Here is a 17046-nt window from a genome sequence, read left to right as displayed (position 1 = left end):
GCAAGCGCTCCGCCGCAGGCGACTCGTACGTCGCGGCCACCGCCGCATCCGCAACGACCGCCACCACCTCGACGACCTCGCCCCGCAACGTGCCGTTCTGCCTCGGTGGTCAGTCCCGACGGGATCGCGAAATTCGCGGCGTCCTTGCCCGACTGTTGGGCGAGGATGGAGGGCTCGTGACCGCCGCCGTGGCGCGGCACGGCGGCGGTCCGTCCGGTCTGAGGAGGCCCCCTCTTGTTCGCACTTCCATCGATGCGCGTGTTGCGGGAGCGCGACTTCCGGCTGCTGCTCGGCGGGCGCATCACCTCGCAGTTCGGCAACCAGATCACCGTCGTGGCCCTGGCCTTCGGGGTGCTCGAACTGACCGGTTCCGCCTCCGACCTGGGGCTCGTGCTCGCCGTGGAGGCGTTCTCCCTGGCGCTGTTCCTCGTGGTCGGCGGCGCGGTCGCGGACCGGATGTCCCGGCGCCGGCTCATGATCACCGCCGACCTGGTGCGGTTCGCGTCGCAGGGCGTGATGGCGGCGCTGCTGATCTCCGGCCACGCCAGGATCTGGCACCTCCTGCTGTTGCAGGTGGTGTCCGGAATCGCCTCGGCGTTCTTCATCCCGGCCGTCAGCGCCCTGCAACCGGAGACGGTGCCGGCGGAGCACCACCGGGAGGCCAACGCGCTGCGGGGGCTGATGATCGCGGCTGCGGGGGTGGTGGGGCCGGCTCTGGGCGGGCTGCTGGTGGTGGCGGTCGGCGCCGGTTACGCGCTGGCGCTGGACTCGCTCTCCTTCCTGCTCAGCGCCGTGCTCATCAGCGCGATCCGGGTCGGCGCCGCGCCCGTCGCCAACTCGGGCAAGAGCGTGCTGCGTGACGTTCGGGACGGCTGGCAGGACTTCCGGTCGCGCAGGTGGCTCTGGCCGGTGACCCTCCAGAGCGCGCTCGTGCGGATGCTCGGCCTGGCACCGTTCATGGTGCTCGGCCCGCTGATCGCGAAGGACGAGCTCGGCGGGCCGGCCAGCTGGGGCCTCATCCTGGGCGCGATCAGCCTCGGGGCGTTCGTCGGTGGATTCGTCGCCATGTCGGCCCACCCCCGGCGGCCGTTGATCCCGGCGGTGGCCGGCGCGTTCCTCTTCGTACCCATGCTCCTGCTGCTCTCCGTCGCGGCCTCCCCGGTCGCTATCGCCGCGGTCGCGTTCCTCGGCGGGATCGCCCAGTCCGTCTTCTGGACGTACTGGCAGACGGCCATGCACGAGAACGTCCCGCCGGAGACCCTGTCGCGGATTAGCTCGTACGACTGGTTGGGCGCCTACACCTTCGAACCGATCGGGTACGCCCTGGCCGGTCCGGCGAGCGCCCTGATCGGGGCCAGCGCGACGCTGGTCGCCGGGGCCGGCGCCGTCGCGGTCGGCACGGCAGCGACACTCGCGGTGCCGGAGGTACGCCGACTGCGGGCTCGGTCGGCCGGCACGGAGGACCCGCAGCCAGCCAGCGCGACGGGCGGATCCACCGACGCGGCGCGGGCACAGGGTTCTCCGGCACCTTAGGCCCACCGGCGACCGGCGGAGCCCCGGCACGCAGGCGAAGCGCCCACGACGCCACAACGCCATGGGTTGTCTCGACCATGCCCTCGCTGATCAGCTGGTTCACCCGCGCTTCCCTCGTAGGCTGAGCCGCACAGACGGGGGAGGAGGCTGGGGTGACGGAGACGACCGTGGCCGAGGTGATGGCCGAGTTGGCCGCGCTCGAGGACCCGCAGGCGCGCGAGGTGAACAGGAGACACGGTGACGACCACGGTGTGAACCTCGGCAAGCTGCGCGCCCTCGCGAAGCGGCTCAGGACGCAGCAGGAACTCGCGTGCCGGCTCTGGGCGACGGACGACACCGCGGCGAGGCTGCTGGCGATCCTGATCTGCCGCCCGAAGGCGTACGGGCGTGACGAGTTGGACGTCATGTTGCGCGAGGCGCGCACACCCAAGGTGCACGACTGGCTCGTGAACTACGTGGTGAAGAAGAACCCGCACTCCGAAGAGCTTCGCCTGGCGTGGTCCGCCGATCCCGATCCCGTGGTGGCGAGTGCCGGCTGGGCCCTGACCGCCGAACGCGTGACGAAGAAGCCCGAAGGCCTCGACCTCGAAGGACTGCTCGACGTCATCGAGGCGGAGATGGGAGACGCGCCGGATCGCCTGCAGTGGGCGATGAACGAGTGCCTGGCTCGGATCGGGATCGAGCACGCCGGGCACCGCGCCCGTGCGATCGAGATCGGTGAGCGCCTGGGGGTGCTGAAGGATTACCCGACCTCCCCGGGCTGCACGTCTCCGTTCGCGCCCGTCTGGATCACCGAGATGGTGCGCCGGCAGCAGGGCCGTTCGTGAGGAACCGGTGACGAGCGCAGCGTACTGACGGGCAGATCCTGTCGGCCTGGGAACGACAAAGGCCGCGCGTGCGGGGCCGGAGAACACCAAAGGCAAGGAGGGGAACTCCTTGCCACCATTAACATATACCGCACCTCAGGGCTTGCGGCAAGACCCCCGTCGTGGCGCAGAATCGTCGGCCGAGCGCAGAAATCGGCACACCATGGGGGATTCATGTTCGATGTGATCATTGTTGGCGGCGGCCCGACCGGCATGATGCTGGCGAGTGAATTGCGTCTTCGGGGCGTCCACGTGCTCGTGATCGAGAAGGACGCCGAGCCGCCGCCGTTCGTGCGGTCGCTCGGGCTGCACGTGCGCAGTATCGAGGTGATGGATCAGCGGGGGCTGTTGGAGCGGTTCCTCGAAAACGGCAGGCAGTATCCGCTCAGGGGATTCTTCGCGGGCATCGAAAAGCCCGCCCCGATCGGGCTGGACACCGCCCACGGATACGTGCTCGGCATTCCGCAGACGCTCACCGACCGGCTGCTCGCGGAACACGCGGCCGAAGTCGGGGCCGAGATCCGGCGTGGTGGTGCGGTGGTCGGGTTGGCGCAGGACGACGACGGTGTGACCGTACACCTTGGCAGTGGCTCCGCGACCGCGTTGCGGGCGCGGTTCGTCGTCGGCTGCGACGGTGGGCGCAGCACGGTTCGGAAACTGCTCGGGGTCGGATTCCCCGGCGAGCCGTCGAAGATCGACACCCTGCTGGGCGAGATGGAGGTGACGGCGTCCCCGGAACACCTCACCGAGGTGATGACCGAGGTGCGCAGGACGGAGAAGCGGTTCGGGATCGGGCCGTCGGGCAAGCCGGGGGTGTTCCGGGCGGTCGTACCGGCGGAGGGTGTGGCCGAGGACCGTTCGGTGCCGCCGACGTTCGAGGAGTTCACGCGACAGCTACGCAGGTACGCCGGCACCGACTTCGGCGCGCACTCCCCGCGCTGGCTGTCGCGCTTCGGCGACGCGACCCGCCAGGCCGAGCGCTACCGGGTCGGCCGGGTGTTCCTGGCCGGGGACGCCGCGCACGTCCACCCGCCCATGGGTGGGCAGGGACTCAACCTCGGCATCCAGGACTCGTTCAACCTGGGCTGGAAGCTGGCGGCGGCCGTCAACGGCTGGGCGCCGGACGACCTGCTGGACAGCTACGAGTCCGAGCGGCATCCGGTGGCCGCCGACGTGCTGGACAACACCCGCGCACAGATGCAGCTGACGACCAACGAACCCGGACCACAGGCGGTTCGGCGGTTGTTGGCGCAGCTCATGGACTTCAACGACGTCAACCGGTTCCTGATGGAGAAGATCACGGCGATCGACATCCGGTACGACTTCGGTGCGGGCCACGACCTGCTCGGGCGGCGGCTGCGCGACGTCGGGCTGAAGCACGGGCGTCTGTTCGAGCTGTTGCGCACCGGCAACGGGCTGCTGCTCGACCAGACGGGGCGGCTCGCGGTGGACGGCTGGGCCGACCGGGTCGACCACGTCGCCGACGGCAGCGACGAGTGGGGCGTGCCGGCGGTACTGCTCCGGCCGGACGGGCACGTCGCGTGGGTCGGCGAGGACCAGCAGACGCTCGACGTCGCGCTCGCCAGGTGGTTCGGCGCCGCGGGAACTCCCACGGCCGGGTGAGGGACGCAGGCGCGTCGAAGGTGGACAGCGACGGTCGCCGTACGGGGATAGTGTGCTCGCGACCGGCCCTCACGATCGGACACCCGGATGACGCTCTCCAGGACGACGGCCACGCCGCAGTGCGACCGCCGATGATCGACCCGCGACAGGCCCACGACGTGGCCCACGCGATCGCCGCGGCGGCCCTGGGCCGGGACCCCGGCCCCATGACCGTCGCCGACAGCCTCTCGCACCACGTCTACCTGGGGGCGGACGTCGTCGTGAAGGTGATCGACGCCGACCGCCACTCGCGACTGGACCGGGAGATCGCCCTCGCGCCCCACCTGCCCGCCGGCATCACGGCGCCGCTGCTCGACAGCGGGCGCTACGAGCTGGAGACCCGCGAGGTCCGCTACGCCTGCTACGCCCGCGCGCCCGGGGCGACGCCCGGCATGGACATGCCCGGCGTGGACGAGGTGACCGCGCGCCTGCTGGCGGCGGAGGCGGTGCAGCGGCTGCACGCACTGCACCGCTGGACGCCTGCGGCCCCCGCCCGGCAGACGCTGGCAGAGACGCTCGACCACGGCGGATTCGTCAGCCAGGCAGCGCTCTTCGCCGAGGTGGAGAGCCTTGCCGCCCTGAACCGGGACGGGATCATCCCTCGCCGGGTGCTCGACGGTCTGGCGGCGATAGCGGAGGGCGCGCCGGCGCAGGCGAGCGTGGCCGTCCCGGTCCACGCGGACTGCCACTGGGGGAACTGGCTCGCTCGTGACCGCAGTGTGACGGCGCTGCTGGACTTCGAGTGGGCGCGCTTCGGTGAACCGATGGATGACTGGTTCTTCCTGGTCCGGTTCAGCGGCCCGCACATGGAGGCCGTCCTCGACGTCGTCGCCGACGAGACGGGGACGTCCCCGGCCACCCTGCGCCGGGAGTGCGAGGTGCGCGAGGCGAGCTACCTCGCCGCGGACCTCCGCGTCTCGCTCCAACGCCCGGACATTCCCGCGCAGACGGTTGCCGAGAACGTCCGTGACCTCGAGGAACTCGTTCTCGAGAACCCCTGGTGGCGCCACGCCCCGTGACGCCGGCGGCGGCGTGGGCGGGTGTCCGCGCGCTCTGCGGCAGACGGCGCGTGCGCGTTTCCGCGCCGCCGGGCGGGCCGCGTCCCCGTGTCAACCGCCGGGGTCGGCGTCGCGCGAGGTTTGCGGCGTCGACGGCGACGTCACCGGGGACGGGAAACCGGACGTGGTCGCCGTCGCGTACGACAAGGTTGCCATCCTGCGGCAGCTCTGACGCCCGGCGGCGTGCCGCCCACGGGGCAATGCCGGGGCGCGCGTCGTGCGATCATGATCCACAACGCAAGACAGTCGACTGTGGATTGGGCCTTGGTGACCATGAAGAGAGTGTTCTCGACCCTGATGGCACTGGTGACCGTCGCGTCGGTCATGACGATCGGCGCACCCGCCGCCCAGGCGGCCGGCTCCTGCTCAGGCACGATCATCTACAGCCAGGTGCAGTCCTCGGGCTACGGCGAACTGGTGATCTACTACAACAGCAGCAACGGGGGCACCAACAGCGCATGCTTCTACCACCGGGGCGCGGCCTACGGGAAGTCGGCACCGACCTTCGTGCAGATCTACCGCTGCGCCGAGCGTTCCGGTGAGGGCGCGCACTGCACCCGCTCGGGCAGCGCGGACACCGACTCCGGTGACTTCAGCTACCACGCCGGCCCGGTCGGCGTCACCGGCACGGCGTCCTACTGCGTCGAGGCGGTCGGCTACATCGGCTGGGCGGGCGCGCGCCACCAGATCTACAGCCGCCGGCAGGGCTGCTGACGCATCGCCCCGGCCCGGCTGGCCCGCGGACCATGTGCCGGCTACGGCCCAGGGGGCACTCCCGAGACGGGGGTGCCCCCTTTCGCCGTTCCCGGCAGCCTCGCGTGGCTAGCCGCGCTTGTCCCACCGGTCGGCGTCGGGGAGGGCCAGCAGTTGTACGAGGTCGCGCACCTCGGCGGACGCGTCGTGTTCCCGCAGCGCGGCCGGCGCGTGCCGCAGCACCCACATCGACAGCGCGAGGCACGTCGTGTCCTCCTCGTCCCGCCAGCTCGACCAGGGCAGACGGTCGACGACCAGGTCGTACGACCACTCGTCCGCCGCCGCGACCAGTCGTCGCCGAGCCGTCGGGTCGGCCAGCAGCCGCGCCCAGGTGTCCAGCCACGGGGCGAGCTGCCCGGTGACCTCGGCGACGAAGGCCAGGGCCTCGTGGGCGGGGACCCTCGCCCCGGGATCCACAAGCGTGTGCTGCCACCAGGCTGCCAGGAACTCCCGTACCGCGTCGCGTTGCGCGGCGGGCCAGTCCTGCCAGCGGCCCTTGACGAACAGGCGGGCCAGGGAATCCATTCCGGAGACCGACTCCACCTCACCCGCCGCGAGGCGTCGGGTGACCGGGGGCAGGATCCGGCGCAGCAGCGGCCCCGGGTAGTGCCAGTCCGTGGTCCAGTACGTTCGGCGGAGCAGGTCTTCGTCGAGCGGCGCGTCCGGAGTCTTGAGCAGCGCCAGCTCCTCGGCGCTGCCCCAGTGACACTCGCAGTTGGACTCCCGCCGGTGGGCGGTCATGCCTCGGAACGCGGCGGCCACGCCCGCCAGCGCCGCGTCCAGGCGGCGGTTCACATCGGTCAGGTCAGGGGTCACGGCGGGACCGCCTTCGAGGACTCCGGGGCGTACGCCTGCCGAAGAGAGAGAGCCTAGACCGCGTCGCGGGCGGGTCGTACGCCAGTCGGGCGGGCGCCTTGCCGGCAAGGATTGAATGGTGGTTCAATCCTTGCGTGGTCTACCGGAGCACCGAACGCGTGAAGGCCCGGCTCAGCGCGTCCCGGGAGCGGATCATCGCCGCCGCGCTGGAGATCATGGCCGAGCACGGGTACGCCGGCTGCTCGGTCGCCGCCGTCGCCGAGCGGGCCGGGATGGCGACCGGCAGCGTCTACCGGCACTTCCCCACCAAGGCCGACCTGGTCGCCGAGGTGTTCCGCACCGCCTCGCAGCGGGAGGTGGACGCGGTGGCGCGCGCGGCGGCCTCGGAGGGCACCGTCGCCGAGCGGGTCACCGCCGTCATCGAGACGTTCTCCGGCCGGGCGCTGCGCTCGCCCCGGTTGGCGTACGCGCTGCTCGCCGAGCCGGCCGACCCGGCGGTCGACGCCGAGCGGCTCGTCTTCCGCCGCGCGTACGCCGCGCTGATCGCCGGTCACGTCGCCCAGGGGGTGGCGAGCGGCGAACTTCCCCCGCAGGATCCCGAGCTGACCGCCACCGCGCTGGTCGGCGCCCTGGCCGAGGCGATGGTCGGCCCCCTCGCTGCCGGGGTCGCCGGGCCGCGCACCATCGAACACCTGATCACCTTCCTCCACCGCGCGCTGGGAGTGTCGCCGTGACGACGCACGAGGTCCTCAACCAGGTTCCGCCGCTGGTCGGTCACGACACGGCCGACGACGCGGCGCTGCTCGACGGGCTCGACCGCGAGGGCGCCGGCTGGGCCGCCGCCGAGCTGCACGAGCTGGGCCGCCTCGGCGGCGGCGAGCAGGCGATCGAGCACGGGCGGCTGGCGAACGAGCACCCGCCGGTCCTGCGCACCCACGACCGGCACGGCCACCGCGTCGACGAGGTGGAGTTCCACCCGGCCTGGCACGAGCTGATGCGTACCGCGGTCACGCACGGCCTGCACGCCGCGCCGTGGGCGGACGACCGGCCGGGCGCGCACGTGGCCCGCGCGGCCAAGTTCTACACCTGGCGTCCCGACGCCGGCCACGGCTGCCCGATCTCGATGACCTACGCCGCCGTGCCGGCGCTGCGGCACGCCCCGGAGCTGGCCGCGCGCTACGAGCCGCTGCTCACCGCCACGTCGTACGACTTCGGGCTGCGTCCGCCGCTGGCCAAGCGGGGACTGCTGGCCGGCATGTCGATGACGGAGAAGCAGGGCGGCTCGGACGTACGCGCCAACACCACCACCGCCCGCCCCGAGCCGGACGGCACCTACCGCCTGCTCGGGCACAAGTGGTTCACGTCGGCGCCGATGTGCGACGTCTTCCTCACCCTCGCCCAGGCGCCGGGCGGGCTCACCTGTTTCCTCGTCCCGCGCGTCCTGCCGGACGGCACGCGCAACCCGATGCGGCTGATGCGCCTCAAGGACAAGCTCGGCAACCGCTCCAACGCCTCCGCCGAGATCGAGTACGAGCACGCGGTCGCCTGGCGGGTCGGCGACGAGGGCCGTGGCGTGCGCACCATCATCGACATGGTCAACCTGACCCGCCTCGACTGCGTCATCGGCGCGGCGGCCGGCATGCGCCAGGGCGTGACCACCGCCGCCCACCACGCCACCCACCGGCAGGCCTTCGGCCGGTACCTCGTCGAGGCGCCCCTGATGCGCAACGTGCTCGCCGACCTCGCGGTCGAGTCCGAGGCCGCCACCGTCCTGATGATGCGCCTCGCCGGGGCCACCGACCGGTCCGCGCGCGGCGACGCCGGCGAGACCGCGTTCAAGCGGCTCGCCCTCGCCGTCGGCAAGTACTGGGTCTGCAAGCGCTGGCCGGCGCATGCCGCCGAGGCCCTCGAATGCCTGGGCGGCAACGGCTACGTCGAGGAGTCGGGCATGCCGAGGCTGTTCCGCGAGTCCCCGCTGAACTCGATCTGGGAGGGCTCGGGCAACGTCGCCGCGCTGGACGTGCTGCGCGCCCTCAGCAGGGAACCCGAGGTCATGGCGGCGTTCCAGGCCGAGGTCGCCGCTGCGGCCGGCGCCGACGCCCGGCTCGACGCCGCCGTACGCGAGGTGCAGGCCGAGCTGTCCGACCGCGACGACGTCGAGCTGCGGGCCCGCCGGGTCGTCGAGCGGCTCGCCCTGGTCCTGCAGGGCTCGCTGCTGGTGCGGCACGGCCACCCCGCCGTCGCCGACGCCTTCTGCGCCTCCCGGCTCGGCGGCGACCACGGCCAGGCGTACGGCACGCTGCCCCGCGGCGTCGACTTCGCCGCGATCATCTCCCGCGCCGTGCCCAAGGTGGGCTGACCGCCACCGACCGGGCCCCGACCTTCGCGCGAAGGAGCGCCCCTTCCGGCGGTCGACCCGCCCGCCGACGTGGCGTCGCCCACTCTCCGGCGGTCGGAAATCCTACGCCGATCGTCGGTGCCGCTCGTTAGTCTGCCTGCGGACAGTGTCAGCACGTGACAGGTCGAGGCACGGCTCGCGCCGGCCACCACGGGGACCCAGGAGAATTAGTGACACAACAATCCATCGCGACCTCGGACAAGCTCGACGCCTCGGTGCTCAAGATCGCCGGGGTCGTCGTCCTCGGCGCGATCATGTCGATCCTCGACGTGACGGTCGTCGGCGTCGCCCTGCCCACCTTCCAGCGCGAGTTCCAGGCGTCCTACGCCGAGGTCGCCTGGACCATGACCGCCTACACGCTGGCCCTGGCCACGGTGATCCCACTCAGCGGCTGGGCTGCCGACCGGTTCGGCACCAAACGCCTCTACATGATCGCGTTGGCCCTCTTCACGATCGGGTCGGGGCTGTGTGCCACCGCCGACACCCTCGGGGAACTGGTCGGCTACCGCGTGCTCCAGGGCCTCGGTGGCGGCATGCTCATGCCGCTGGGCATGACCATCATGACCCGGGCGGCCGGTCCGCACCGGATCGGTCGGCTGATGGCCGTCCTGGGCATCCCGATGCTGCTCGGGCCCATCGGCGGCCCGATCCTCGGTGGCTGGCTGATCGACATCGCGAGCTGGCACTGGATCTTCCTGATCAACCTGCCGATCGGCGCCGTCGGGCTCGTCTACGCCGCACTCGCGCTACCGAAGGACAACCCCGAGCCGTCCGAGTCGTTCGACTTCCTCGGCATGCTGATGCTCTCGCCGGGGCTCGCCCTCTTCCTCTACGGCGTCTCGTCGCTGCCCGAGACCGGCACGTTCGCCGACACCGGGGTGTGGGCACCCATGCTGGTCGGCGGCGCGCTCCTTGTCGCCTTCGTCATCTACTCCTTCCGGCCCCGGCACCCCCTGCTGGACCTGCGGCTGTTCGCCAACCGCAACCTGACCATCGCGTCCGTCACCATGTTCGTGTTCATCATCGCGTTCATGGGCGCCGGCCTGCTGTTCCCGAGCTACTTCCTGCAGATCCGCGGCGAGTCGACGCTGACCGCAGGCCTGCTGATGGCGCCGCAGGGCATCGGCGCGATGGTGACCATGCCGGTGGCCGGGATGCTTGCCGACCGGGTCCCCGTCGGCCGTACCGTGCCGTTCGCGCTGGCACTCATCGCCGTCGGGTTCTTCAGCTTCACCCAGGTCGACCCGCAGACCTCCTACGTCCTGCTCTGCGGGTCGCTGTTCGTCATGGGCCTGGGAATGGGCGGCACCATGATGCCGATCATGACCTCGGCGCTGAAGACGCTCAAGGCGCACGAGGTGGCCCGCGGCTCCACCCTGGTCAACATCCTCCAGCAGATCGGCGGGTCCGTGGGCGCCGCCATGATGTCGGTGATCCTCACCAGCGAGCTCAACGACTCCCGGCCGATCCCCGGGGTGACCGACCCGAGCGGGGAGCCGGTGACGGAGGCCGGTCTCGCCATCGCCCTCCAGCAGCAGCCGGAGCTGGCCGAGCAGTTCCCGGTCGACCCATCGCTGATCCAGCGTGGCCTCGACTTCGCCGCCAGCTCCTTCGCCACCACGTTCTGGGTCGCGTTCGCGCTGGTGCTCCTCACGTTCGTCCCGGTGGCGTTCCTGCCGCGTCGGCGCGAGCCGTCGCACCTGCTCGACGGCCAGCAGGAGGGGCAGCCGAAGGCTCCCGTCATCGTCCACTGACGCGACGCTGCGGCCCCCGGGACGCCCCTGGGGGCCGCAGCGCCCGTCGGGTCAACGCTGCCGTGGCGCGGGGGCGTGCTCGTCGTGGGCGCCGTGGTAGCCGGCGGCCTGGAGGGCGAACAGTTCAGCGTACCGGCCACCGGCGGCGACGAGTTCGGCGTGACTGCCGGCCTCGACCAGCGCGCCGTCGTGCATGACGAAGATCCGGTCGGCGTGCCGGACGTTGGCCAGCCGGTGGGTGATGAGGATGGTGGTCGCCCGACCCTGCCGGTCCCGGATGGCCTGGAACAGGGCGTCCTCGGCGCGCGGGTCGAGGGCGGAGGACGGCTCGTCCATGACCAGCAGCTCGGCGTCGCGGAGGAAGCCGCGGGCGGCGGTGATGCGCTGCCACTGGCCGCCGGAGAGGTCCTGGCCCCTGGCGAACGTCCGGTCGAGCAGCGTCTCGTACCCGTCGGGGAGCTCCTGGATCATGTCGTGCGCGACGGCACGGGCGGCGGCGGCCTCGATCCGGTCCTGCCGGGCCTCGCTCTCGACGTCGCCGACGGCGATGTTCGTCGCGGCCGTGAACGGCCACTTGTGGTATTCCTGCGTGACCACCGCGATGCGGGCCCGCAGCCCGTCGAGGTCCCACTCGGGCAGGGGCCGCCCGTTCCAGCAGATGACGCCCTCGGTGGGCGCGCGCAGGGTGGCGATCATCGCGGCAAGGGTGGTCTTGCCCGAGCCGTTCTCGCCCACGAACGCCACCGTCTGCCCCGCCGTGATCGTCAGCGTCACGCGGTCCACGGCGGGGACGTCCCGGTCGGGGTAGCGCAGGCTGACCTCCCGCACGGCCAGTTCGCGCAGCGGGCCGGGGCCGGCGCCCGCCGCCGGGTCGGGCAGGTAGTCGGCGGCGCGGGTCATGAACCCGGTGTAGTCGCCGAAGTGCTGGCCCTCGGTGTAGACGCGGTCGACCTGGAAGGTGGTGACGGCCAGCGAACGCTGCGCGGCCTGCACCGCGACCACGCAGGTCGCCGCCGCCGCGAGCGGGATCTGACCGTCGACGAGCAGCAGCCCGAGCAGGAGGTAGACCACGGCGGTGGCGATTCCACCGATCACCGCCCCGACCGTGGTGGTCGTGGTGACCCGGCGGGCGAGGGCCAGCTCGATGTCGGTCTCGACCTCCATCACCCGGTCGTACTGGTCCAGCAGGAAGCGGCGCAGCCCGTAGGAGCGCAGCTCCGGCGCCGAGTCCCGCTCGGCCATCAGCCGGTGCAGCAGCCACAGTCGCCGTCGCCGCACCGAGCCGGCCGTGTAGGTCCGGTAGCGCAGGTGCCCGGCCCGCAGCGACGCCCAGGCCTTGGGCAGCGTCGCGACCAGCAGCGCCAGCAGCAGCAGCGGGTGGATGACGACGACGGCGACCGCCACGGCGAGCAGGCCGGCCAGCCCGGCGAGCAGGTTCATCGACGACTCCACCAGGTCGACAGTCGACTCGGTGCCCCGGGAGGCGCGCTCCATGTCGTCGGCGAACGCGTCGGCGTCGAACGCCTCCAGCCGTACCGCCGTGGACATCTCGAACAGGCCGCGTTCCACCTCCCGGCTCACCCGCGGGGTGAGCCCGTTCTGCGCGTACCCGGTGGCGATGCCCATGCCGGCGCGCAGCGCGGTCGCCCCCGCCAGCACGGCGAGCGCGGGCGTCGCGGCGACCACCTTCTCCGTGGTCGGGCCCCCGGCGAACAGCTCGACGAGCACCCGCTGGGTGGCCAGCAGCCCGAAGGCGGCCATCGCCCCGCCGCCGAGTGTCGCGGCGGCCACCACCGAGGTCCGGAGGCGGTCGGCCCGCCAGCTGGTCCGGACCGCCGTCCAGACCAGCCGGGGCAGTTCGGCGAACACGGTGAACAGGCCGGCTTCCGACCGCGCCTGCATCCCGGTCTCCCAGTACATCGTCCGCAGCTCCGGCAGGACCGACTGCGCCCCTACCGGAGCCGACTGTTCCGACGTGGTGTCCCGTTCGGTGCGGGTGGCGGCTCCGGTCACGGGCGTGTCTCCTCGCTGCGCGGTGACGTGGTCGTCGGTCGCGCCCGGGTGGTGGCACGGCGGGCGGCGGGGGTCGCCCCCCACCGTCTCCACTCAGGGCATTCGACCAACTACCAATGGTCACTGCCAGCGACGCGCCGGTCCATCCCCCTGGGCAGGGAAGATGGCGCGTACTTGCCGGTGGCGCCCGGCCGGAGGGCGTCCTCCGTCCTCCGGCGCCGGGCCGCTCACGCCGCCGCGGTCGGCTGCCTCGTGGGATCGGCGGCGGCCCTGCCACGCCGCGCGGCGACGAAGCCGAAGGCGGTGGCGGTGAAGAACATCAGGATGCCGTAGATCGCCGGTGGCATACCGATGTCGGTGTTGTTGAGCAGGGCCGGGCTGAGTGCGATCGTGATGGCCAGGGTGGCGTTGTGGACGCCGATCTCGAACGACGACGCGACGGAGTCCCGGTGCCCGACGCGCAGCAGGCGCGGCGCCGCGTACCCGATGGCCAGGCTGAGCAGGTTGAACAGCAGGGCGATGAGGCCGACCGCGCCGATGGTGGCGGCGAGTTCGTCCTTGACGCCGAGGACCGCGCCGACGATCACGACCATGAGGACCACGATGGAGAGGATCTTCACCGGTCGCTGCATACGCTCGGCGAACGCGGGACGCCGCTGCCGGACGACCATGCCGATCGCGATCGGGATGAGCACCAGGGCGAACACCTGGAGCACCTTGTCGAACTGGAGGCCGAGCGAGCTGTCCGAGCCCATGAACGCGGCGACGGAGAGGTTGACGATCACCGGCAGCGTGAACAGGGCGAGCACCGAGTTGATGGCGGTCAGGGTGACGTTCAGCGCGACGTTGCCCTGGAACAGGTGGCTGAAGAGGCTGGCGGTGCTGCCGCCGGGGGAGGCGGCGAGCAGCATCATGCCGACGGCCAACTCGGGGCGCAGGTCGGCGGCGAGCACCAGGCCCAGGCAGACGGCCGGCAGGACCAGCATCTGGCAGACCAGGGAGATGATCACGGCCCGGGGATAGGCGACGACGCGACGGAAGTCGGCGATGGTCAGGGTGAGGCCGAGGCCGAGCATGACGATGCCCAGCGCGATGGGGAAGAGCACGAGCGACAGACCGGTATTCACAGTGCTGGGCCTCCTGATCGCGGTACGCCAGGGATCACCGGAGCTTCACACCACGACGGGTGCGCCCGCATCTTGCAACGTGCGCAGACGACCGTCAATGGGTGTCGTCCACCGGCCGTACCCCGGCGCCGGCCCCGGGCGACGGGGCCGACGCCGCGACGCGGGTCAGAAGGGCCACTGGTCGCGTGACCCCGCCTCGATGAGCGGAATCATCGCGAACGCGGCGTCGGAGAGGCCGCCGAACGTGTGCCGGTTGCCGGCCGCCGGTGCGTGCCCGACCCGGTACCCGGCCAGGTTCCAGGTGTACACCGGTATCCGCGCGGGCACGGCGGCCGTGACGTCCGCCGCGCCGTGCCAGTGCGCCTGCTCGTCGGTGAGGATGACCACCCGGTCGTGCCCGTCGTAGTGGTCGCGCACCGCCTTCTCGGTCTGGGTCCCGGCGCCGTGGAAGTAGCCACCCTCCTTGAACCGGCGCACCGCCGCCAGCACCGACTCGCCGGCGACGGCCGGGAACACCGTGCTGGCGTTGGAGAACGACACCACCGTGGCGTCCCGCGCGCGGGCGGCCAGCGCGAGGCCGAACACGGTGGCCGCGTCCCAGCAGCGCAGCGTGCCGTCCTTGCTGAACGCGGTGTTCATCGACCCCGACGTGTCGATCAGAACCAGGGTCCGCCGGTCCAGGGCGGGCACGTGCGCCAGCGCCTGCTGCAACGCCCGCTCCAACGGGTACGCCCACCGCAGGCTCGGTGCCGCGTTGTACGCCGACAGGTACCGCATCGGCAGCACGCGCGACCGGGCGACCTCGGCCGGGTCGGCCAACCTGGCCGCCACGGCCTCGGCGACGGTGTCGCTGACACCGGCCCGGTCGAAGTTGCGCAGGTTGCGCAGCAGCGCCAGGTAGCCCATGGTCGGGATGATCGCCTCCCAGGCCGCGGCGTCCATCGCGGTCTGCCGCCAGCCCGCGAGGGCCTCCCAGGTCATGCCGGCCGCGCCCAGCACCGCCGGGTCGATGATCTCGACGCGCCGCTCGACCGGCAACGCCATGAGCTCGGCCCGCGCCGCCAGCATCGTGAGGGACCCGGGCAGCGGGTTGTCGCGCTTGTGCCGGCGGTCCAGCGCGTGCCGGAAGAGGTCGCCCTGCCGCGCGTCCCGCGCCGTCGGGTGGGTCAGGTCGATGACGTCGCCGAACCGCACCGGGCTGCCGTCGGCGTCGTACTTGAGCAGGCTCCGCTCGTGGTACAGCCGCGCCACCGCGTCGGCGACGCCCCGCTTGACCGGCTTGGGCATCGCCCGGCCGTGCCGACCCAGCCAGTACGCGAGGGCCTCGCCCGGCTCGTCGGCCCGCTGCAACGCGGAGTCCACCACCGCCCGGGATCCGGGGATGCCGGCGGCGACCTGCGCGCGGGCACCCTCCAGGGCGGCCACGACGGATGCGGAACGCAGCATCGCGCCGGTACGCAGCCACCGCACGAAGCGCGCGAACCAGTCGGGGTCGGCGACGGCCACGGCGGCGACCAGCTCGCGGAACCGGGAGTCCCGGTCGGCGGCGCCCTCGTAGAAGGTGTCCTCGCCGACCATGTTCGACACGCCCAGCAGAAACAGCTCGGCCCGTGGCTCGCGGGCGAAGCCGGGCGCGCCCTCGGCGGTGACGGGCAGCTTGTCGCGCCGCAGCTTGAGGTTGAACTTGGCCATCGCGTACCCCGTGTGGGTGGAGCGGAAGGCGCGACCGCACCGCACACCCGAGACCAGAGGTCGGCGACGGACCTGTCCGCTGCTCTGCCGCTTGAGCTAGCCACCCGAAGGCGGCGGAGGACTCGAACCTCCAACCCGCGGATCCCTGAAGTAACCGTCACCTGCGCACCGGGCGTGCGGCGTGGTCGCGCCTCCCGAGATCGGAGCCGGCGACGGACGGCCTCTTCAACGGGGTGCGGGCACCCCTCCAAGATGTAACCGTCGCCTTCGCACCGGGAGGTGCGGGCACGACCGTAGCGGCGGCGGCGCCGAGCGGACAACGGAGTTTGCCGGCCCGTGGTCGCGGAGGCCGGAAACGGGCGACGCCGCGTACCCGAGATCGAGGTCCGACACAGCGCCGCGTATACCACCGCGGGGCCCAGGCAGCCAGCCAGGAAGTAGCTGTGTCTGTCGCACCGGGTACGCGGCGCGGGCACCTCCCGAGATCGAAGCGGCAACGGAGACCGGCCCTCGCGGGCCAAGGTGACCTTGGCTGCTGGTCGACACCGCCTTTCGGCGGCGGCGGGATTCGCACCCGCGTCTCCCCGTTGGAAGCGGAAGTAGCCGTTGCCTGCGCACCGGGAGGTGCCCGCCGACGGTAGGCGACCGGTGCGGAAGTGGGCAAGCCAGTTCACTGCCGCAGCCCCAGCGTGTCCTCCCGGGTGGCTCCCGGCAACCGCCGGGCCAGCTCGCGGCGTAGCACACCCGGGCCGGGCGTCATGCCGGTGAGCGGCACCACGATCTCGTACGGGCGACTCTGCCCGTACCCGGCCCACTGCCATCGCCTCATCGGCGGTCGGGTCCGTTCCGGATCGACGGGCTCGACGTGCAGCGACGGTGTCAGGCGCCCGCGGATCTCGGCGCGCTCGACGTTCGACCAGTCGATCGCCAGGGTCGTGTCGCCGGGGCCCGACATCTCCAGTCGCTGGTCGTCGAGCCGCACCGGCAGGAGTGTCCGCTGGCTGCCTCCCGGTGGGGTCGGTAGCCGCCAGAAGTGGAAGAGCATGACGAGCGGGAGGTACGTCCACAGCCCGTCCCACCACGGCCGGCCCCGCGCCAGGTTGATGACGACCCCGATCGCTGCGACGGCGAGCAGCCCCAGGGCCACCCTCCGGACGAGCCGGAGGGCCGACCGTCTGAACTCGACGGTGCGAGGCTCATCGGTGCGGGTCACTGTGGCCACTTGCCCGGCCCGACGGGGTGACAAACAGCAGGAGGCCGAGACCGGGCCGGGCCTGTCCGACGGGAACGGCGGGGCCGGGTGCCGCCACGCCGCGGTCGCCGCGTACGTCGGCAGGTGACTTCGGTCGGTTGGATGTCTCACCGTCCTGCTTG

13 protein-coding genes and 1 tRNA gene are annotated in these 17046 nt (G+C 72.1%); 8 read left to right on the top strand and 6 right to left on the bottom strand.

Annotated elements, in window-relative coordinates; genetic code table 11:
- Positions 1-234: 234 nt before the first annotated feature.
- The 5 genes from AB0B83_RS07960 to AB0B83_RS07940 all read left to right on the top strand — a co-directional run bounded on the left by AB0B83_RS07960 (position 235) and on the right by AB0B83_RS07940 (position 5833).
- On the top strand, positions 235-1533 hold the full coding sequence (locus AB0B83_RS07960; RefSeq protein ID WP_357577538.1) for an MFS transporter: 1299 nt from the start codon (positions 235-237) through the stop codon (positions 1531-1533).
- Between the two features lie 179 nt (positions 1534-1712).
- The gene (locus tag AB0B83_RS07955; RefSeq protein ID WP_357577577.1) at positions 1713-2360 is read left to right on the top strand and encodes a DNA alkylation repair protein; all 648 of its coding nucleotides are present in this window, start codon (positions 1713-1715) and stop codon (positions 2358-2360) included.
- Between the two features lie 213 nt (positions 2361-2573).
- On the top strand, positions 2574-4022 hold the full coding sequence (gene rox / locus AB0B83_RS07950; RefSeq protein ID WP_357577537.1) for a rifampin monooxygenase: 1449 nt from the start codon (positions 2574-2576) through the stop codon (positions 4020-4022).
- Between the two features lie 131 nt (positions 4023-4153).
- Entirely contained in the window at positions 4154-5080 is a 927-nt protein-coding gene (locus AB0B83_RS07945) for a hypothetical protein (RefSeq protein ID WP_357577536.1), read from the top strand.
- A 312-nt stretch (positions 5081-5392) separates the two neighbouring features.
- Positions 5393-5833, top strand: coding sequence for a hypothetical protein (locus AB0B83_RS07940; protein WP_132236024.1), 441 nt, complete (start codon positions 5393-5395; stop codon positions 5831-5833).
- Positions 5834-5941: 108 nt separating this feature from the next.
- Here the strand turns inward: AB0B83_RS07940 and AB0B83_RS07935 are convergent, their stop codons facing one another.
- The gene (locus AB0B83_RS07935) at positions 5942-6688 is read right to left on the bottom strand and encodes a hypothetical protein (RefSeq protein WP_357577535.1); all 747 of its coding nucleotides are present in this window, start codon (positions 6686-6688) and stop codon (positions 5942-5944) included.
- Positions 6689-6822: 134 nt separating this feature from the next.
- On the opposite strand from AB0B83_RS07935, the gene AB0B83_RS07930 reads away from it, so the two are divergent.
- The 3 genes from AB0B83_RS07930 (at position 6823) to AB0B83_RS07920 (ending at position 10840) form a co-directional block, all read left to right on the top strand.
- Positions 6823-7422, top strand: coding sequence for a TetR/AcrR family transcriptional regulator (locus tag AB0B83_RS07930; RefSeq protein ID WP_357577534.1), 600 nt, complete (start codon positions 6823-6825; stop codon positions 7420-7422).
- Positions 7419-9047 carry an isovaleryl-CoA dehydrogenase gene (locus tag AB0B83_RS07925; RefSeq protein ID WP_357577533.1) on the top strand — a complete coding sequence of 543 codons (1629 nt, stop codon included), beginning with the start codon at positions 7419-7421 and terminating at the stop codon, positions 9045-9047. The genes AB0B83_RS07930 and AB0B83_RS07925 overlap by 4 nt, the downstream gene beginning before the upstream one ends.
- Positions 9048-9256: 209 nt before the next feature.
- Positions 9257-10840 (top strand): DHA2 family efflux MFS transporter permease subunit, encoded by a 1584-nt coding sequence (locus AB0B83_RS07920; RefSeq protein WP_357577532.1) that lies wholly within the window; start codon positions 9257-9259, stop codon positions 10838-10840.
- A gap of 51 nt (positions 10841-10891) precedes the next feature.
- Here the strand turns inward: AB0B83_RS07920 and AB0B83_RS07915 are convergent, their stop codons facing one another.
- The 5 genes from AB0B83_RS07915 to AB0B83_RS07895 all read right to left on the bottom strand — a co-directional run bounded on the left by AB0B83_RS07915 (position 10892) and on the right by AB0B83_RS07895 (position 16819).
- Positions 10892-12760 (bottom strand): ATP-binding cassette domain-containing protein, encoded by a 1869-nt coding sequence (locus AB0B83_RS07915; protein ID WP_357577576.1) that lies wholly within the window; start codon positions 12758-12760, stop codon positions 10892-10894.
- Positions 12761-13080: 320 nt separating this feature from the next.
- On the bottom strand, positions 13081-13980 hold the full coding sequence (locus tag AB0B83_RS07910; protein WP_357577531.1) for a bile acid:sodium symporter family protein: 900 nt from the start codon (positions 13978-13980) through the stop codon (positions 13081-13083).
- 165 nt (positions 13981-14145) lie between these two features.
- The gene (locus tag AB0B83_RS07905; RefSeq protein WP_357577530.1) at positions 14146-15672 is read right to left on the bottom strand and encodes a TROVE domain-containing protein; all 1527 of its coding nucleotides are present in this window, start codon (positions 15670-15672) and stop codon (positions 14146-14148) included.
- A gap of 553 nt (positions 15673-16225) precedes the next feature.
- Positions 16226-16308 (bottom strand) — tRNA-Ser (locus tag AB0B83_RS07900).
- Between the two features lie 34 nt (positions 16309-16342).
- Entirely contained in the window at positions 16343-16819 is a 477-nt protein-coding gene (locus tag AB0B83_RS07895; RefSeq protein ID WP_357577529.1) for a hypothetical protein, read from the bottom strand.
- Between the last annotated feature and the right edge of the window lie 227 nt (positions 16820-17046).

Source organism: Micromonospora sp. NPDC049060, assembly GCF_040649055.1.
Classification (GTDB): domain Bacteria; phylum Actinomycetota; class Actinomycetes; order Mycobacteriales; family Micromonosporaceae; genus Micromonospora; species Micromonospora reichwaldensis.
The sequence above is the reverse complement of the archived record's forward strand: the minus strand, read 5'-3'. Positions and strand labels throughout refer to the sequence as shown.